The 17,209-nt window shown below is 58.4% G+C and carries 19 protein-coding genes, 1 other RNA gene and 2 pseudogenes; 7 read left to right on the plus strand and 15 right to left on the minus strand.

Features of this window, described 5'->3' with window-relative positions:
- Positions 1-6: 6 nt before the first annotated feature.
- The 12 genes from Q352_RS0114175 to ilvA form a co-directional block, all read right to left on the minus strand.
- Entirely contained in the window at positions 7-414 is a 408-nt protein-coding gene (locus tag Q352_RS0114175) for a hypothetical protein (RefSeq protein WP_028499912.1), read from the minus strand.
- Positions 411-590, minus strand: coding sequence for a hypothetical protein (locus Q352_RS22895; RefSeq protein ID WP_028499913.1), 180 nt, complete (start codon positions 588-590; stop codon positions 411-413). Before Q352_RS22895 ends, Q352_RS0114175 begins: the two co-directional genes overlap by 4 nt.
- A 275-nt stretch (positions 591-865) precedes the next feature.
- Positions 866-1,552: a Rha family transcriptional regulator gene (locus Q352_RS22415; RefSeq protein WP_051528981.1), complete on the minus strand. Its 687-nt coding sequence runs from the start codon at positions 1,550-1,552 to the stop codon at positions 866-868.
- Positions 1,549-1,977 carry a KilA-N domain-containing protein gene (locus Q352_RS22420; RefSeq protein ID WP_051528982.1) on the minus strand — a complete coding sequence of 143 codons (429 nt, stop codon included), beginning with the start codon at positions 1,975-1,977 and terminating at the stop codon, positions 1,549-1,551. The genes Q352_RS22415 and Q352_RS22420 overlap by 4 nt, the downstream gene beginning before the upstream one ends.
- Positions 1,974-2,186, minus strand: a complete 213-nt coding sequence (locus Q352_RS0114195; protein WP_028499914.1) for a transcriptional coactivator p15/PC4 family protein — start codon at positions 2,184-2,186, stop codon at positions 1,974-1,976. Before Q352_RS0114195 ends, Q352_RS22420 begins: the two co-directional genes overlap by 4 nt.
- Positions 2,183-2,533 (minus strand): helix-turn-helix domain-containing protein, encoded by a 351-nt coding sequence (locus Q352_RS21260; RefSeq protein ID WP_036386447.1) that lies wholly within the window; start codon positions 2,531-2,533, stop codon positions 2,183-2,185. The genes Q352_RS0114195 and Q352_RS21260 overlap by 4 nt, the downstream gene beginning before the upstream one ends.
- Positions 2,534-2,543: 10 nt before the next feature.
- Complete coding sequence (locus Q352_RS0114205; RefSeq protein WP_028499915.1) at positions 2,544-2,774, minus strand: helix-turn-helix transcriptional regulator; 231 nt, start codon at positions 2,772-2,774, stop codon at positions 2,544-2,546.
- 141 nt (positions 2,775-2,915) lie between these two features.
- A complete protein-coding gene (locus Q352_RS21265; protein ID WP_036386448.1) occupies positions 2,916-3,632 on the minus strand; it encodes a hypothetical protein in 717 nt (238 codons plus the stop codon).
- 109 nt (positions 3,633-3,741) lie between these two features.
- Positions 3,742-4,959 (minus strand): tyrosine-type recombinase/integrase, encoded by a 1,218-nt coding sequence (locus tag Q352_RS0114215; protein WP_028499917.1) that lies wholly within the window; start codon positions 4,957-4,959, stop codon positions 3,742-3,744.
- A gap of 177 nt (positions 4,960-5,136) precedes the next feature.
- Positions 5,137-5,500: a transfer-messenger RNA gene (ssrA, locus tag Q352_RS22900) on the minus strand.
- A 35-nt stretch (positions 5,501-5,535) separates the two neighbouring features.
- Entirely contained in the window at positions 5,536-6,198 is a 663-nt protein-coding gene (locus tag Q352_RS0114220) for an HAD family hydrolase (RefSeq protein WP_028499918.1), read from the minus strand.
- The gene (ilvA, locus tag Q352_RS0114225) at positions 6,195-7,769 is read right to left on the minus strand and encodes a threonine ammonia-lyase, biosynthetic (RefSeq protein ID WP_255420197.1); all 1,575 of its coding nucleotides are present in this window, start codon (positions 7,767-7,769) and stop codon (positions 6,195-6,197) included. Before ilvA ends, Q352_RS0114220 begins: the two co-directional genes overlap by 4 nt.
- 140 nt (positions 7,770-7,909) lie before the next feature.
- Here ilvA and Q352_RS0114230 point away from each other — a divergent pair, with 140 nt between their 5' ends.
- The 7 genes from Q352_RS0114230 (at position 7,910) to Q352_RS22905 (ending at position 15,318) form a co-directional block, all read left to right on the plus strand.
- A complete protein-coding gene (locus Q352_RS0114230) occupies positions 7,910-9,055 on the plus strand; it encodes a D-alanyl-D-alanine carboxypeptidase family protein (RefSeq protein WP_028499920.1) in 1,146 nt (381 codons plus the stop codon).
- 51 nt (positions 9,056-9,106) lie between these two features.
- Positions 9,107-9,382 (plus strand): YbeD family protein, encoded by a 276-nt coding sequence (locus tag Q352_RS0114235; RefSeq protein WP_028499921.1) that lies wholly within the window; start codon positions 9,107-9,109, stop codon positions 9,380-9,382.
- Positions 9,383-9,494: 112 nt separating this feature from the next.
- The gene (gene lipB, locus Q352_RS0114240) at positions 9,495-10,118 is read left to right on the plus strand and encodes a lipoyl(octanoyl) transferase LipB (protein ID WP_028499922.1); all 624 of its coding nucleotides are present in this window, start codon (positions 9,495-9,497) and stop codon (positions 10,116-10,118) included.
- Positions 10,115-11,065, plus strand: coding sequence for a lipoyl synthase (lipA, locus tag Q352_RS0114245; protein ID WP_028499923.1), 951 nt, complete (start codon positions 10,115-10,117; stop codon positions 11,063-11,065). Before lipB ends, lipA begins: the two co-directional genes overlap by 4 nt.
- A gap of 133 nt (positions 11,066-11,198) precedes the next feature.
- Positions 11,199-12,857, plus strand: a complete 1,659-nt coding sequence (locus tag Q352_RS0114250; protein ID WP_156952562.1) for a hypothetical protein — start codon at positions 11,199-11,201, stop codon at positions 12,855-12,857.
- A gap of 97 nt (positions 12,858-12,954) precedes the next feature.
- On the plus strand, positions 12,955-14,412 hold the full coding sequence (locus Q352_RS23480; RefSeq protein WP_156952563.1) for a hypothetical protein: 1,458 nt from the start codon (positions 12,955-12,957) through the stop codon (positions 14,410-14,412).
- 42 nt (positions 14,413-14,454) lie between these two features.
- On the plus strand, positions 14,455-15,318 hold the full coding sequence (locus tag Q352_RS22905) for a DNA adenine methylase (protein ID WP_084300211.1): 864 nt from the start codon (positions 14,455-14,457) through the stop codon (positions 15,316-15,318).
- On the opposite strand, the gene Q352_RS24450 is transcribed toward Q352_RS22905, so the two are convergent.
- From Q352_RS24450 to Q352_RS21275, 3 genes and pseudogenes are all read right to left on the minus strand, one after another.
- Positions 15,299-16,369 (minus strand): TniQ family protein, encoded by a 1,071-nt coding sequence (locus tag Q352_RS24450; RefSeq protein WP_084300213.1) that lies wholly within the window; start codon positions 16,367-16,369, stop codon positions 15,299-15,301. The two genes, Q352_RS22905 and Q352_RS24450, sit on opposite strands and share 20 nt — an antisense overlap.
- A 1-nt stretch (position 16,370) precedes the next feature.
- Positions 16,371-16,883: pseudogene (locus Q352_RS21270) on the minus strand (TniB family NTP-binding protein); the annotation flags it as partial.
- 39 nt (positions 16,884-16,922) lie between these two features.
- A pseudogene (locus tag Q352_RS21275) lies at positions 16,923-17,209 on the minus strand (transposase domain-containing protein); the annotation flags it as partial.

Raw genomic sequence — 17,209 nt, forward strand, 5'->3', positions numbered from 1 at the left:
CTGCCCTCAGTTTTGAGGAATGGGGTTGGAGCGGTTGCGGCTTGCCGCAATGCGTTCGTGCGCCCAGCAACGGGCTTGAGCCGCGCCAAGTGCGTCCAGCGCGTATTGCTGCATGTCGGCCAGCAGGGATGCCAAGCGGCCGACTTGCGAGAGCACCTTGTCAGTGCCCCCGATGTCATGCCCATCGTGGTGGCGGATTAGGTGGCCGATGGCCTGTAATCCGGCGATGCTGTCTACCAGCATCACCTCCGCCACCGATTCGGCCAGCGCGGCATCCTCCATGGTGACATTCGGCGCGTAGCAACCAGCGCTCTCAATGAACTTGTCAGACTCTTGCAGATGTTCGCGCGCGATAGCCAGCAGTTCAAAGCCGTTCTGGTCGCAGCGGATGCCCAAGGGCTTGATGGTGTTCATGCTCGCACCTCCGACACGGTGTAACCACGGTCGGCCGGGGCGATGGCAATTCGCTTGCCTTGCAGCACCAGCAGGCGCGCCACGGCGCACGCTTCGGCATGGGTCGGGACAGTGGATACAGGAACGGCGGATAGTGGGAACAGAGCGCGGACAGCGCGCAAGGCGATGCTAGGCATGGTGGCCTCCTTATGTTTGGAAGGCCCACCGTTCGCCGCCAAGCGAGGGTGGTGGGCACAAGGTAAGGTTGGCGGACCGGCCATAAGGAAACCGGCGCGTGCAAGCACGCCCCTACCAAGGCCCACCATTGAAAATAGCGCACCAAGGCTGGTGACGGACGTAAAAATAGCCGCAGAGAGGCGGCTGTCCGCCTTATGGTTCGGGCCGCCAAGCCCGGTACCGCTATTGAACGGTACGGGAGCAATGTAGCGCGATGTGAGGGAGTGGGCAAGGGTCATGCGGCCAGCCTCCCCGGTTGCGCCGGTCCGAATAGGCGGGCGAAGTCAGTTACACGGCGTTCGGCTTCACGGTAAGCGGCCTTGTGGTCGCCACCGTCAGCCAATGTATCGGCCACCGCCGCGCTCACCAGTTGGTAAGCCGTGCTGACGGCATTCCGCATGGCCAGCGACAGGCTGGCTCGTTGGCCGGCCTCGATGCCGAACACGCGGTTAATCAGCCGCTCAACGTTGGTATGGAACACCTGTTCCGGTGCCTCGCTGCCGCGCTGCTGGGCCGTCTGCGCCATGCTGCGGGCGGCATCATGGGCCAGGTGGTAGAACGGCAGGTATTGGGTCTGGCAGGCGTCCTGCTGCTTGCGCGCCTCGCCAAAGGCCCGCACTAGCCGGAACTTCACCTCGACCGCCTGTTCGGTGTTCCGCGACAGCGTGACGGCGAAATAGGCTTGGTCCTCGTTCAGCAGGGCGAAGCGCACCGGCATCCCGCCCTTGGAACCTTTCGGGGGTTTCTGCGTTTGAAATGTGACTACCCCGAACGCATTGAACTTCGGCAGATAGTTGTCGATGTTTTGGAGCAAGGCGCGGTTCTCGATGCCCAGTTCCTCAGCCACGATGCGCGAGTCAATGCGCGGGCCGTCCTTGGCCAGCACCAGCGGCAGGCCGTTGTCGTATGTGGTCGGTGTCATGCGCTCAACCTCCCCACGTCATTAGCCGGCAGGGCAAGGCGCTGGCACTGTTCGGCGGCGAAGGTGGACAGGACTCGCTTTCGCTCGTCGTAGCCCAGGCCGCTCCCAATCAGCAGCATATCTTGTGCCTCCAGCAGTTCCAGCAAACGCAGTTGCTTGGCGGTCAGGCTGTCCCGGTTGATCGGGGCATAGCTGCCGATCATTGCCCCGCCGTTACGCCCCTTGCGGGCATGGATTAATTCCCCGAAATTCCGGGTATTAAGCATCTCGGACAGGGCGGTGATGTATTGGCCGGCTTCCAGGTTGGCCAGCCAATGGTCTACCCGTTTGCCAAAGCGCTCTGCTGCCACCGTGGCATTGAACCAGCCATCCTCACGAAACTGCATGGCCTTGCCGTCGAAGTCGGCCGTGATGATCTTGCTCATGCTTTGCCCTCCTGAATCGACTGCAATGCCTCGATCAGCTCGCCCAGCCGGTCAGGTGGCAGAGTGACGCCCTTTTTGGTCGGCACGAACCCCTCGCCATTGCCGAAATCGGCATGGGCACGAATGTCTATGTAGGGCTTGCCCTTGTATTCGCGGCGCTCGACGTGGATGCGCTCTACAGCGTTCTTCTCGATCACGGAGGCGGTCATAGCGCGGTTCTCCCATCGCACACCATAAAGCCGGGACGCGGCCATGCGGGCACACCCAGCGAGTAGCGCGCCACATTGCGCCGCACACGGCCCCGGAAGGTGATTTCCGGCTCGATGGTAGTGTGGATATTGAAGCCCTTGCCGCGCAGGTCGTGAATGCGCGCAGCGGCTTCGGGAATGGCGCAATCAGCGGTCAGTTCAAAACTCAACACGCCACGTCGCGCCCGCAGAATGGCGAGGACTTCGGCGCACTGGCCGGTAACGTCGGGCGGCGTCGCGGTGCTATGATTCGCGCTGGTGTTGGCGCTCGTTTTTCCGTTGGGGAAGCGGGCGTTTTTCTTTTTCATCTCCGCCCCCTTATGCCGTCTGGCCTTGTTCATCCAGCCATTGGCGCACCGCCTCGGCGCGCCAGCAGGTCACACGTTCAGAGAGCTTAACCGGGGCCGGGAAGGTGCCAAGGCGGACGCGCCGCCATAGGGTTGAAGCGGAAAAGGGCAGGACTCCGGGGATACCGGATTTGGTGTCGCCCACCAGTAATGGCAGGCGGACATAGCCAGTTTGCGGCAGGGTGATGATCTGGTTTTGCATGATGCGGTTTCCTGTGACACGTCGTGGTGACGCATCCATGAAACTGCGTAAACCCGGTGTACAGGCAAGCAAAGACCCCGTACAGGTGGTGTACAGGGTCTGGTCATTTAAGGGTGTACACCCTGCCGGGAAAGCCCGCCGCTACTTGGTTTTAGGGCGTACACCCTTGCCGGTGGCGGCGGCTTTGACGGACTCTGGCCGGGCGACGTAATAGACTGCCTCCACCTCTCTTTTCCCAAGCCCATGATGCGCCGCCTGGCTCTCAAGCCATGCCCTTTGCTCTCCGGGCGTCATTCGTTCTGCATCAGAAACCCCCGCTAAATTTTCCTCGACGTGGGCGCGCAGCAGCTCGATTGCCGGCGTGGTGTAGCTCGGCAGCATAAGCGGCCTCTGTTCCTGATGTCCGCGAACAGGTCTACTTACCTCATCCGATTTAGCCGCTATCTGAACAGGGGCCGCCCGCCGCATCAGATCAACTCTCAAGCTTGGTAGCTTTCCCTTTGCCCATTTCAGCAAAGCAGCTTGGTTGATGCGGGTCATATTGGCAATCAAACAGTTCGGATTAGGCAGGTCCGGAAATTCAACGCGGAAATCATATGCCCCACTCTGCCAGTCCTCCCGCCGTTCCCACGCATCAACGAATGGCAGTGTTCCGGCACAGACGGCTTCGGTAAATGCCTTTCTTGCTGTCCACGCCTTGCGAAATTGCACAGGACTGATCGTCCCTCTCAAAATATCAAGGCTTGTTGTGGCCCATTCAGATGGATCAATTCCACCCCACAGCATCGCGGCTTCTTCGATGGTCAGGACTTCGACAAATCTCCAATCGGACAGGTCCGGTAACTCGTGAAACTCCATCACGCGCCCCCTAAGCGCCCCTGAAATAGATTGCCGCGCCAGCCGGACAGGGTGTCCCGGTTTTCCTCCCGTCGGAGTCGGCGCGGCTAAAGGTGTCCCAAAGAGGGGGTCAGGCGGATCGCCGGAACGGGACTACCTTGCCGCCCTCTTTCAGCGTGCCCAGGTAGTTCGCCCACGCTTGCATCATGCGGCGGCGCTCGGGCAGGTACTCGGCATAGTTGTACGTCGCTCTGATCTGGTTACGCTCTCCGTGAGCCATCTGCCGTTCTATCGCGTCGCGGTTCCACCCCTGTTCATTCAGCAACGTTGACGCCATGTGCCGGAAGCCGTGTCCGGTCATGGTGTCCTTGTCGAAGCCGAGCCGGCGCAAGGCAGCATTAACGGTGTTCTCGCTCATCGGCCGCCCGTTGGTGCGTGCGCCGGGGAACACGTAGCGGCCGCGCCCTGTCAGCGGGTGCAGCTCGCGCAGGATGGCGGCAGCCTGATCCGACAGCGGAACAATGTGCTTTTCGCGCATCTTCATCCGCTCGGCGGGAATGACCCATGTCGCCGCGTCCAGGTCGATTTCTGCCCACTCGGCTTGCCTCAGTTCGCCAGGGCGCACAAATACCAGCGGGGCCAGTTTTAGCGCACACTGCACCGGAAATGTGCCCTGATAGCCGTCGATGGCGCGCAGTAGTTCGGCCACGCCGCGCGGGTCGGTAATGGTGGCGAACGATTGCTTGATAACCGGGGCCAGCGCTCCGACCAAATCGGCGGCGGGGTTGCGTTCCGCGCGACCGGTAGCGATGGCATAGCGGAATACCTGGCCGACGCTCTGCATGGCTCGGTGCGCGGTGTCTACGGCCCCCCTGCCCTCGATGCGGCGCAGGACGGCCAGAAGTGACGGGGCGTCAATGTTGGCGACCGGGCGGCCTCCCATCCACGGGAAAACGTCTACCTCAAAGCGGCGCATGATCCGGTCCGCGTGTCCTTCGGTCCACGTCGGCAGGTACTTGGCGTGCCACTCGCGGGCGATGGCCTCAAACGAGTTTGCTGCATTGAGCGTGCCGGCCGCCTTCTGCGCCTTGCGCGCCTCGCCCGGATCAACACCACTGTCCAGCAGCTTGCGAGCCTCGTCGCGGCGTTCGCGGACTTCTTTCAGACTGACTCCCGGATACACCCCCAGCGCCAAGGTCTTTTGCTTGCCCCCAAAGCGGTAGGCCAGCCGCCAGTATTTGCCCACGGTATTGACCAGCAGGAACAGCCCAGCCCCGTCCGACAGCTTGGCCGGCTTTCCATCCTCTCTAGGCTTGGCGTTACGGCAGGCTGTATCGGTTAGCGGCATGTTGGTAGCTCAATGTTGGTACGACGATTTGCACATGGTCGAAATACCAGCAAAAAAACCAACAGATGGGCCGGTATGTCGGCACACATCATGGCATGTCATGACACAAACAAAAACCCCCGAAGCCAGTAGCCACGGGGGTTTTGAACTGTTGTGCCACACTGTGACACGTAGAATTGGTGGAGACGGCGGGGATCGAACCCGCGTCCGGAAGTCCTCTACGGTGAGTTCTACATACTTAGTCTGGCCATTTGGTTTTAACCGTTGTACCGCCGACCGACAGGCTGCACATTGGCGAGTCACCTTGGATTTAGTGCCGGATCAAGTGACCCGGTCCGACACGATCCCATCTAAATGACTCTACTGCCGGTTTGACCCGGCCTGCCCGATGGGCGAGACAGTGTAGAGTCTGGTGCAATTAAGCAGCCAGAGCGTAAGATTCGTCGTTTGCGACTATATAAATTCAGTGTTTAACGGGGTGACTGAGATCCCGGTATGCCCTCATCCGCTTTGCAACCCCCGTCGAAGCCATGTCGTCCCCGAAGAGTGCAGCCTGTGCGGCTTAAGTTACAGTGATTATACACGGTACTGGCGGCAAAGCGAGACCAGTTCGTCCGGCACGTCGATGGCGTGGTCTGCGCCCCATTTTTCCGGCATTTCCGCGGCATCGATATAGCCCCAGTTGACCAGCACGGTGCGCATGCCGACCGCCCTGCCCGCCTGGATGTCGCGTTCGGCATCGCCGACGTACAGGCAGCGGGTCGGCACGATGTCGATGGCGCGGGTCGCCCAGTGCATCGGCGCCGGATCGGGTTTGGCGACGCCGGCGGTATCCCCGCTGACCACCACCGCCGGCGGCACGGCAAAGCCCAGTTCGGGCACCAGCCGGTCGGTGAAGCGCGACGGCTTGTTGGTGATGATGCCCCAGGTCAGGCCGGCCGCGTCGAGGTCGCAGATCATGTCGTTGATGCCATCGAACAGCACGGTGTCGACGGCAAAGTGGGTGTCGTACAGGTCGAGGAAGCGCAGGCGCAGCCGCTCGAAATCGGCATGGTCGCGGTCGATGCCGAAGCCGAGCCTCACCAGACCGCGCGCGCCATGGCTGGCTATCGGCCGCACTGCCTCATACGGCTGGCCGGCGCGCCCCTCCTCGGCCAGCAGCGCATTCAGCGCCCAGCCGAGGTCGCGCGCGGTGTCGGCCAGCGTTCCATCGAGATCGAACAGGACGGCATCAATCATGCCTGGCTCCGCTCCAGTTTTCCCAGAAACAGTTTGTACGCCGGGTTTTCGGTCTCGTCCACATACGCATAACCGAGCTCGAACAGGAAGCGGTTGAACGCCGCATGGTCGTTCGCCGCGACCTGCACGCCGACCAGCACCCGGCCGTAATCGGTACCGTGGTTGCGATAGTGGAACAGGCTGATGTTCCAGTCGGTCCGCATCGCCGACAGGAAGCGCATCAGCGCGCCCGGCCGTTCCGGGAACTCGAAGCGGAACACGCGCTCGTCTGCGGCCGGCGCATGGCCGCCGACCAGATGGCGAATATGCAGCTTGGCCAGTTCGTTGTCGGTCAGGTCCAGCGCTTCCAGCCCGCTGGCCGCCAGTTCCGACACGATGGCGGCAACGTCGCCGCGCTTTTCCACCTGGATGCCGACAAAGACGTGCGCGGTTTTCGCATCGCCATAGCGGTAGTTGAATTCGGTGATGTTGCGGCGGCCGACCAGCGAGATGAATTTCTTGAAGCTGCCCGGGGTTTCCGGAATGGTCACCGCCAGCACCGCTTCGCGCTGTTCGCCGAGTTCCGAGCGTTCGGACACGTGACGCAGGCGGTCGAAGTTCATGTTTGCGCCGCTGGCAACGGCAATCAGCGTCTGCCCGGCCAGTTGCTCGCGCTCGACATAGGCCTTGAGGCCGGCCACCGACAGTGCGCCGGCCGGTTCAAGAATGCTGCGCGTTTCCTCGAACACGTCCTTGATCGCCGCGCAGATGGCGTCGGTGTCGACCAGGATCACTTCGTCGAGAAACTCGCGGCACAGGCGGAAGGTTTCCTCGCCGGCCAGCTTGACTGCCGTCCCGTCCGAGAACAGGCCGACATCCTTGAGTTCGACCCGATGACCGACGGAGATCGAGCGCGCCATGCTGTCCGAATCGAAGGTCTGCACGCCGATCACCTTGATGTCCGGACGCAGGCGCTTGATGTAACAGGCAACCCCTGCGGCCAGCCCACCGCCGCCGATCGCCACGAACACGGCGTGGATCGGCTTGGTGCACTGACGCAGGATTTCCATGCCGATGGTGCCCTGGCCGGCGATCACGTCCGGATCGTCGAACGGCGGCACATAGGTGGCGCCGGTCGATTCGGTCAGTTTGACCGCATGCAGGTAGGCATCGGTAAACGAATCGCCATGCAGCACGACCTTGGCGCCGCGACGGGCCACGGCATCGATCTTGATGCGCGGAGTGGTTTCCGGCATGACGATGGTCGCTTCACAGCCAAGCTTCTGCGCCGACAGCGCCACGCCGGCGGCGTGGTTGCCGGCACTGGCGGTAATCACGCCGCGCGCCAGTTCTTCCGGCGTCAGCCGGGCCATCTTGTTGTATGCGCCACGAATCTTGAACGAGAACACCGGCTGCAGGTCTTCACGCTTGATCAGAATCTGGTTCTGCAGACGGCGGGACAGGTTCGGAGCCGGTTCGAGCGGCGTTTCCTCGGCGACTTCATACACTCGCGAGGTCAGGATGCGTTGCAAATAATCTGGATTTGACATGACAAGGGGGCTGGTAGCGTTACGCGGGGATGCTGAACAGATTAGCCCAAAGCGGGCGACAGGTGTTTGAAAAGCTGCACTGCACAAATCCTGCGCCAATTGGCGGCGCAAAGCCACATCGCCGGGAATCGACGCGTATAATCCGCTCGTTTTCCGACCGCCTCCCGAGTCTTCTTTTCGCAATGAAAAAACTGATTTCTGCTGCTCTGACCGCCTCCCTGCTGCTTTCCTCGACAGCAGGTTTCGCCGCCTCGGCTTCGTTTACGCCACCGCCGCCGGAGATCGCCGGCAAGGCTTATTTCCTGTACGACTTCTACAGCGGCCGCACCATTGCCCAGATGAATCCGGACCAGCGCGTATCGCCGGCATCGCTGACCAAGCTGATGACCGCCTACGTGGTGTTCAAGAACATCAAGGCCGGCCGCCTGAAACTCGACCAGACCGTTCTGCCCTCGGCCAATGCCTGGAAAACCGGGGGCTCGCGCATGTTCGTCGACCCGCGCACGCCGGTCACGATCAATGACCTGATTCACGGCATGATCATCGTCTCCGGCAACGACGCCTGCGTCGCGCTGGCCGAGACCGTTGGCGGCAGCAGCGAGGTGTTCGTGCAGATGATGAACCGCGAAGCGGCCAATCTCGGCATGCGCAGCACCCATTTCAACAACGTCGACGGCCTGCCGGACGCGAACCACTACACGTCGGTCCGCGACCTGGCGACGGTGTCGGCCGCACTGGTGCGCGATTTTCCCGAGTTCTACCCGCTGTACTCGATGAAGTCGTTCACCTACAACCACATCACCCAGCCGAACCGCAACCTGCTGCTGTACCGCGATCCGTCGGTCGACGGCATGAAGACCGGCTACACCGATGACGCCGGTTACAACCTGGTCGCATCCAGCCACCGCGACGGTCGTCGGGTGATTTCGGTTGTCGTCGGTACGGCCAGCCCGGAAGCCCGTGCGGTCGAAAGCTCGAAATTGCTGAACTACGGCTTGCAATTCTTCGATACGCCGCGACTTTATGCTGCAAACAAACCGGTCTCGACGGTCAAGGTCTACAAAGGTAGCAGTGACAGCGTGGGCATCGGCTTCCAGCACGATATCTACTCGACGGTTCCCAAGGGCACCGCCAGCCAGATCAAGGTGCAGATGACGACGACCCAGCCGCTGATCGCCCCGGTCAAGGCCGGCCAGGCGGTCGGCAAGCTGACGCTGACGCTGGATGGCAAGACCATCGCCGAGCAACCGGTCGTCGCCCTGAAGGCGGTCGACGAAGGCGGCTTCTTCTCGCGCCTGTTCGATACCATCCGCCTCTGGTTCGCCTGACCCGCGCCAGTGGCGCGTCCGCCGTGACGCGCCACTGCTCTGGAGACTGCCGTGTCTGAAAAATCGCAAGACACCCTGCTGGAATTCCCCTGCCGCTTTCCGTTGAAAGTCATGGGGGACAAACACGAGGAATTCGTTCCCGTCGTCATCGAGGAAGTACGCATTCACGCGCCCGACTTCGATGCCGAAGTCGACCTGATGATGCGCGAAAGCAGCAGCGGCCGTTATCTGTCGCTGACGCTGACGGTCAACGCCACGTCGAAGGAACAGCTCGACAACCTGTATCGCTCGCTCAGCGGCCACCCGCTGGTCAAGGTCGTGCTGTAAGCTAGCGGACCGAACGGTTTTTCCCGGACCGCCCGACGGCCTTCGCCCCGCGAAGGCCGCTCGCACATGCGCTTGCACGAGCGGCCGGTCCGCCACCTTCATTCAGCCAACTATGCAAATTCGCCACCTCGGCCTGGCCGATTACGAACCCGTCTGGCGCGACATGCAGGCGTTCACCGACGCCCGCACTGCTGACACGCCCGACGCGCTGTGGATCGTCGAACATCCACCGGTCTATACCCTCGGCCTCGCCGGCAAGCCCGAACACCTGCTGCGCCAGACCGATATCCCGCTGGTCAGGACCGACCGCGGCGGCCAGATCACCTATCATGGCCCTGGCCAGCTGGTGGTCTACCTGCTGCTGAGCGTGCAGCGGCGCGGCTACGGCATCCGCGAGATGGTGCGCCGGATCGAGGCCGCCATCATCGATACCCTGGCCGAGTATGGCGTCGACGCGCATGGCGACGAGAATGCGCCCGGCGTCTACGTCGACGCACGCAAGATCGCCTCGCTGGGCCTGCGCATCCGCAACCACGCGACCTACCACGGCCTGAGCCTCAATGTGAACATGGACCTGGCCCCGTTCGGCTGGATCAATCCGTGCGGCTACGAGGGCCTGCAGGTCACGCAGCTGGCTGAACTCCACACCCCGGCACCGACGCTCGCCGAGGTCGCCGACAAACTGATTCCGCATCTGGCCACGCGGCTGGCGCCAACAGAGGAAGAGACTGCATGAAAATCGACAATACGGCCGGCGTAAAGCACAAGGGCGAAGCCAAGACTGCGCGCATCCCGATCAAGATCGTGCCGCTGGAAGAGAAGCTGAAGAAGCCGGAATGGATTCGTGCCAAGTTGCCGACCGGCCAGCGTTTCTTCGAGATCAAGGACATCCTGCGCAGCCAGAAGCTGCACACCGTGTGCGAAGAGGCCAGCTGTCCGAATATCGGCGAATGCTTCAGCCACGGTACCGCCACCTTCATGATCATGGGCGATATCTGCACCCGCCGCTGCCCGTTCTGCGACGTCGGCCACGGCCGCCCGAGCCCGCTGGACCCGGACGAGCCGAAGCACCTGGCCGAATCGGTCGCCGCCATGAAGCTCAAGTACGTGGTCATCACCTCGGTCGACCGCGACGACCTGCGTGATGGCGGTGCCCAGCATTTCGCCGACTGCATCAGCGCAATCCGCGCCACCTCGCCCTCGACCCAGATCGAAGTACTGGTCCCCGACTTCCGTGGCCGGCTCGACCTCGCCCTCGACATCCTGACCCGCACCCCGCCGGACGTGATGAACCACAACCTGGAAACCGCGCCGCGCCTGTACAAGCAGGCCCGCCCGGGCGCCGACTACCAGCACTCGCTGGAACTGCTGAAGCAGTACAAGGCGCTGAATCCGAAAGTGGCCACCAAGTCCGGCATCATGGTCGGCCTCGGCGAAACCGATGAAGAAGTCTACGAGGTGCTGGAAGACATGCGCGCCCACGACATCGAGATGCTGACCATCGGCCAGTACCTGCAACCGTCCAACGGCCACCTGCCGGTGCTGCGCTATGTCCATCCGGACCAGTTCAAGCAGTACGAGGACCGCGCGTACGAGATCGGCTTCAAGCATGCCGCCGTCGGCGCGATGGTGCGCTCCAGCTACCATGCCGACCGTCAGGCGATGGACGCCGGGGTGGCCTGACGATTCCAACGCTCATGGCGACTAAACAACGCTAATTTGTACTCTACATCGCTAATCGCTACTGAAAGGAGCGGGTATGCGAAGGGCAATACCGAAGATCAGAGAGTTTCCGGATGATGGTCGAATCTGGAGAGTGGACTGGTTTGGCGGTGTAGAGCGCAATCCCCAGGTTCCTTCAGAACCGAAAATCCAACTCATCATCAGCCCGGTGGTTGATGGTGCAGCTGACTATGCAGCTACCAGCGCGGTCAATCATGAAGAACGACGATCAATCAGCATCGGTGTCGGCCAGCTTCCGCTCGTAACGATCGGCTCCCTCTGGCAAAACCGCCATTGTCTTGTTGAAAACGCCGGCAAGACCAAGACCTTCGACAATCTCGTCATCTCACCCGAAACGGTTCGTTTGCTGAAATCCGATGCTTTGGTGGAAGGGCAGCTCCTCATTCGCAAGAAGTACCACCAGATCGGCGCCGGGCTTGCGGCAAACTGCCTGGCGATCGAATGGCAGGGCGACCCCTACGGCATCATCATCCCGGCAGCTGAGATCGTTCGTTTTTACTATGCGACGTCAACCGACCTCGCCAAAGCCATTTTCGCCGGCGATTTTCGACATGAGCTGGGCTCGATCGTGAATCCGGCGGAGTGTGGTTATGTCGAGCAGGAGAGACGCGGCAGACTCAAGCTGCGCAAGGAATTTGCCGATGCGGATGCCTATGTTATTGGCCGCATCTTGTTTAGCCCTGAAGCGTTCAAGGGTGCCGTCCTGGTGCATGACTCGATGATCAAGCAAGCGGTGCAGGGCAAGTCCCGCTTGTATCCAGAAGCTGCGTTTCCTTTCTCCGGGGTCACTAACCTTCGCGTACGCATGAAGTCGATGAAGACGCCGGATGAGGAGCGCTGGCGTTTCATCGTGTTTGCCGTTGAATACTGTTCAGGACCATTTCCATACAGTGCAATTACCTGTGATCGCGATAACAGCAACCTGCGTCCGGAAGAAGGATATGACCAGCCGGATGAATTGAAAGCACCTGCTTACCCTCGCAAGCAGCAATCGGGGAAGGATGTCACCGATGGTGAATTGCAGAGCAAGGAGGATGCCTCCAAGGAGATCCAATCAGCCGTTATCGATCTTCCCGAGGAGCGGTTTGGTGCGCTAGCAAGCATAGAACTGGAAAAACCAGAGAAAGAGGTTTGCCACTATTTCAATGCAGGAGGTGTTCGCCCACTCGCTCTCCCGACGAGTGTACTTGGCACGGGCGATGGCAATTATTCTGATGGTATCGTAACGCAAACGTCAATTGAGGTTAAGTATGAGCGCCAAGAGGCGTTGCCTGCGAGTTTTGCAAACTTCGAGGCGATGGTACGACATCTGGATGATTTGCCTGGGTACCAAGCAAAGATTCGTCCCAGATCTGATGCCACAATGTACATCCCGCTAACGAAACCACATCGGGCTTGGCAGTGGAGTTACTTGGATTCTGGAACACGGCAAAGACGTGCAGTTGTAATTGCTGACATTACGTATGACCACTGTGTGTACAGCTTAGTGGAGTTTCAGTGGCGAGAAGTGGAGTCGTTTAAGCTCGCAATGGTGTCGTTACCAGGTGGGGCTAGGCTGAGCGATGAGCAATTGCACGTGCTGCTCAGAATGTTGGCTAAAAAGGAGGGTCGTTGGGGAAGTACTAAGCCATTGCCCTGGAATGCCCAGCTTATCACCTTCAAGCACACATGGCCTTCCGTTGACGCATATGCCCAGGCAATTTTGGCAAGAGTAAGCACATTTTCAAAATAAGAATTATTTTGTTGTCTTGCTAACCAATGAAATTGTGTTGTAGCAGGGTGAATTTTGACATAATACATGCTATTTAAGTGATTTATGTGAGGGGAATATGAAAATGGCAAATCCAGGGTTTAGGAATCAAGACGGGGTTTCTCTAAACAGGCTTCACCTTGATACACAGAACCCAAGACATGATCCACTTGAAGATGAAGATGAGATCATCGCGCAGCTCTACAAAGACGAACAGGTTCTGAATCTTGCAAAGGATATTGTTGCCAAAGGAACGTTGAGTCCTCTTGACCGCCCTGGGGTGATTGAAATGGACGATAATCCTGGCCACTACATCGTCGTGGAGGGAAATCGCCGAACGTGTGCACTCAAGTTGTTGCATGACCCGCAGAAAGCTCCTACTCCAGAAGTTCGTGCTACATTTGAAGCTTTGTCAAAAAGGTTTGAAGTACCCCCCTCGTTTTCTGTTGTTGTATTTACAGATCGCAACGCTGCTCGTCCATGGATTGGTTTGCGTCACTTGGGGGCTCAGGACGGGGCGGGAACTCGCACTTGGGATGCTGCACAAAAGTCTCGGTATGCTGAAACAGAATCGCCCAATCAGTTAGCATTAGCGCTGCTGGACCACGCGGAGAAATCCGGCTGGATAGATGCTGATATGCGTGATCAACTGGCAATTACTACCCTCACGCGATATCTTAGTAGCCCACTGGTACGTGCCGCACTTGGGCTTGGAAACCATCGAGAGCTGTTATATACCCATGATGCTTCTGAAGTAGAGGCCGCGCTGCGTCAGTTTCTTGCTGACGCAGCTCCTGTACATGACGGCGGTGTTCCACGTGTTCATTCTCGGTCTAGAAAGTTGGAACGAGAAGCATATGCCAGAGAACTTGCTGTGCGAGGGATCTCTCCTCGGAGCTTGTTGCCATTTCCAAGTCAGCCTCCTGAACCTGGTTGGCAGGATGACCTATCTCCCGACGTAGTCGAACCCGCTCCAACTCATGGTGTGGATCATGGGCCAGACCCCCTTGATCCTGGCATTACTCCTTCGCAACCTGAACCGGGTCCTTTGCCACCTGCCCCTGATCCAGGCAAGCCCGTTCAACCAAGGCCTCCGCGTGGGAAACAACATCCGGATGATCGTATGTACCTCATGCCAACGGATTTTGCTTTCACTCATAGCGATAAGGCACTTCGTCGTTTGCGCGGTGAATTTCGAAGTACGCCAATCGATGATCATGAGTTTGCTGTAAATTATCTGCTGAGAGCCTTTATCGAGCGTGTGTTGGTTCTCTATGCTAAGCATCGTGGGGTACATAGATCAAAGATGACCGATCAGAAATTGGTACAAGTTTGTGTCGAGGAACTGAGTAAAGAAGGCGTGCCAGATAACGATCTGAAATTGATGAGAGTTGCAATGTCTGACGAAAACTCGGCGCATAGCCTGCATACCTTGGGTACTGCTGTTCACACAAGCCTTGTCGCAACTCGAAAGAGCCTGGTAGGGGCGTGGGATAACTGGGAGAAGGCTCTAAAAATAATGCTTTCTCGTATGTAAAAATGTCTGGCCAGCCGGGGGAGTTTTTGCTATCGTACCGCCATGCCTACTACTGAATCCCCATTGAGATACCCCGGCGGGAAGACACAACTCGCGCCATTTGTGAGCGATCTTCTCCGTGTAAACGGCCTCCAGCAAGGCGTGTATGCAGAGCCATTCGCTGGAGGAGCTGGTCTCGCCTGGAGACTGCTGCTGTCAGGTCAAGTCGGCGAGGTATGGCTTAACGATATTGATCCCTGTGTTTATGCCCTGTGGGATGCTGTACTCAATCAGTCAGAGGCATTGTGTGAGCGAATTGCTGAAGCACCAATAACGCTAGATGAATGGCATCATCAGCGTAGCGTATTTTTGAATAGCAATGCGCCAACGTTGGATCGTGCGTTTTCAACACTGTTCATGAATAGAACGAATCGTTCAGGTATCTTGCTTGGTGGTGTGATTGGTGGAAAATCTCAAGATGGGGTATATAAATTAGATTGCCGCTTTAATCGTAATGAGTTGGTTCGGAAAATTCAACGAATCGCACGTCATCGTGATGTGGTTCGACTAACTCGGCTTGATGCGGCCGAGTGCATTGCTCTATGGTCAGAACAACTGCCTCCGCGATCGCTTATGAATATTGACCCGCCTTATTTCGCAAAAGGCCAAGAGTTGTATATCAACTTCTATACGCCTTCAGATCACGCCAGTCTTGCTGCTGTAATTCGTGAGCTACGGTGTCCCTGGATGTTGACATATGATGATGTACCTCAGATCGAAGATCTATATACAGGCCTTCCAGTCTATCGAAAGAGTCTTGTTTACTATGCGCAAGTTAAGCGGAAGGCAAATGAGCTGTTGGTACTTTCTCCGCAGTTGCGTGCCCCTGATGGTTTGGTGGGTCCTATTATTGAGGCGGCTTTGTAAAAATAGTCGTAGCGGAGCAAGTTCTCTTTTGTTTTTGCGCCCTTGTTCTTATTTTTTTCAAGCTTAATTGCTGATGCAGTGTATCTGCAGCGTTTCTATACCATGATGGGGCGTGGCTGAAATCACGCATCAGCCAGTTGTATTTCAGCGCACGTTGGGTCCAGGCTGCCCAAAGTCGGCTTGGCCACCTCCCTATCAACCACCAAGCCAAACCTATAATGCAGTGTCGATCGATCAGCTCGCGGCTCTCGATTGAAAGCTTTCCAGTCGTCCTTCTGGGATGAGCAAGGCCAGTTCTTGTCGTGACGTACTCCGCCAGTTTTTGTCTCGCGCCATTGCTAGATAGCAACTTGGTCATTTGGTGCAACACCGCCAGCCTATCGTAATCAAACCTGCTTGATGAAGGCGCTCCGTTATCGATTATGCGTAACGCCTTCTCCCAGGACTCGAAAGTACGCTTATTCCATTTTTGAACTGGTTCAATTGCCGATTGACGATAATCGAAGCTGCACACCCAGCAGATACAGAGCGGCTCCGTGCTCATTTCTCGGGGGTGTCCCAATTCAATCCGGTGATACGCCACGCCTTCCCCACACTGTGGGCATCGATCTAGCAGCATGCAATTATGTTTGGGGCAGTAGGTGTAGAATGCGACACGCCATGCTCGGCGGAAGTAGGGCTCTGCATCCTCGCTCAAGCACGTCGGACAGAATTGCATGCCATACCCGAGTCGCTTGCGGTGATACATTTGAAGCGAAAGCATCCATTTTAGTTGACCGGATGCCTTCTCTTGTTCGAATAGTTTGCCTCGGTAGGCCATTAGTGTAGTTTGCCAGACGCGCTCAATTGTCGTCCCTGTTCTTGTTGCCATAGCCTCAATCAGCCACAGGGGGGCGAGCCTATCGATGTCTCGGTTCCATACCTGCCGTTCATTTCCAAATGTCAGTCGGCAAAATGATTGCACTTTCAGCCCGTTCGCATGGGCCACTCGGACGAGCCAAGATGATAGCAACTCATCTTTGTATGGATGTGGGTGAGCGGGCCAAAGCATGTCAGTTGCTCAGTTGAGCCTGCCGCTTTCGATCTGATGGCGATATCCATCCGATTCCATCGAGAATGCGTGCATCGATCTGCTCCCGCCCGGTTTTGATTGCGTGCTCGGAAGCATTGGCCAGCAATCGAGAGAGTTCTCCGATGTAGCCTTCGCTCATCGAGAACAGCTTTGTGGCCAGGGTGGTGTCGTGCAGTGCCGAGGACTCACGCAACGGCAGCATGCGTTCGAAACTGGCCAACAGGCGCAGAAAATCGGTATCAAATTCCCAGCGTGGCAGCAGTGCTGGTTCGAAGCGGTTGGCTAATTGCGGGTCGGTTTGCAGGGCGCGGAAGGCATCGCGGGTGCCGACAGCCACGATTGGAACCTGTAGCTCATTGCCCAGGTACTTGAGTACGTTTAAGAAGGCACGCTGTCGGTTCAGATTTCCTGCCAGAACATGATGGATCTCATCGATGATCAGCATGCGTAGCCCGACGTATTTCAGCAGCTTGATAACTTGGAATTGCTTCTTGTCCGTAAGCGCCCGGTGAACCCCTGTTGACGCGCGCCATCATTCCTCGGCCGACCACCGATGCGGCAGCAGTTCCGCTATCCGACTCTGCTTCCAGCTCGGCAGGCGCGTGAGCACATCCCGCAAATACGCATACGGGTCATGCCCGTTCAGCCGGGCCGACTGGATCAGGCCGCATGATTGCGGCCGCTCGTTGGCCGCCGCGCAGCGAGCCTGCGAACAGCCAGTTCGACCGCCCGACCGCCCACGGCCGGATCTGGTTCTCGACCCAGTTGTTATCGATCGGCGCTTCGCCGTCTTCGAGGTAGCGCGTTAGCGCTTCCCAG

The sequence above is a fragment of the Microvirgula aerodenitrificans DSM 15089 genome (assembly GCF_000620105.1).
Taxonomy (GTDB): Bacteria; Pseudomonadota; Gammaproteobacteria; order Burkholderiales; family Aquaspirillaceae; genus Microvirgula; species Microvirgula aerodenitrificans.

Bases quoted from the DNA above. Each gene is read 5' to 3' on its own strand.
- Q352_RS0114205 (WP_028499915.1), bottom strand. From the start codon at position 2,774: ATGCAAAACCAGATCATCACCCTGCCGCAAACTGGCTATGTCCGCCTG.
- Q352_RS21260 (WP_036386447.1), bottom strand. From the start codon at position 2,533: ATGAAAAAGAAAAACGCCCGCTTCCCCAACGGAAAAACGAGCGCCAAC.
- Q352_RS23480 (WP_156952563.1), top strand. From the start codon at position 12,955: ATGAAAATGGCAAATCCAGGGTTTAGGAATCAAGACGGGGTTTCTCTA.
- Q352_RS0114215 (WP_028499917.1), bottom strand. From the start codon at position 4,959: ATGCCGCTAACCGATACAGCCTGCCGTAACGCCAAGCCTAGAGAGGAT.
- Q352_RS0114195 (WP_028499914.1), bottom strand. From the start codon at position 2,186: ATGACCGCCTCCGTGATCGAGAAGAACGCTGTAGAGCGCATCCACGTC.
- Q352_RS0114230 (WP_028499920.1), top strand. From the start codon at position 7,910: ATGAAAAAACTGATTTCTGCTGCTCTGACCGCCTCCCTGCTGCTTTCC.
- Q352_RS21265 (WP_036386448.1), bottom strand. From the start codon at position 3,632: ATGGAGTTTCACGAGTTACCGGACCTGTCCGATTGGAGATTTGTCGAA.
- Q352_RS0114220 (WP_028499918.1), bottom strand. From the start codon at position 6,198: ATGATTGATGCCGTCCTGTTCGATCTCGATGGAACGCTGGCCGACACC.
- lipB (WP_028499922.1), top strand. From the start codon at position 9,495: ATGCAAATTCGCCACCTCGGCCTGGCCGATTACGAACCCGTCTGGCGC.
- Q352_RS0114175 (WP_028499912.1), bottom strand. From the start codon at position 414: ATGAACACCATCAAGCCCTTGGGCATCCGCTGCGACCAGAACGGCTTT.
- lipA (WP_028499923.1), top strand. From the start codon at position 10,115: ATGAAAATCGACAATACGGCCGGCGTAAAGCACAAGGGCGAAGCCAAG.
- Q352_RS22895 (WP_028499913.1), bottom strand. From the start codon at position 590: ATGCCTAGCATCGCCTTGCGCGCTGTCCGCGCTCTGTTCCCACTATCC.
- Q352_RS22415 (WP_051528981.1), bottom strand. From the start codon at position 1,552: ATGACACCGACCACATACGACAACGGCCTGCCGCTGGTGCTGGCCAAG.
- Q352_RS22905 (WP_084300211.1), top strand. From the start codon at position 14,455: ATGCCTACTACTGAATCCCCATTGAGATACCCCGGCGGGAAGACACAA.
- Q352_RS24450 (WP_084300213.1), bottom strand. From the start codon at position 16,369: ATGCTTTGGCCCGCTCACCCACATCCATACAAAGATGAGTTGCTATCA.
- Q352_RS22420 (WP_051528982.1), bottom strand. From the start codon at position 1,977: ATGAGCAAGATCATCACGGCCGACTTCGACGGCAAGGCCATGCAGTTT.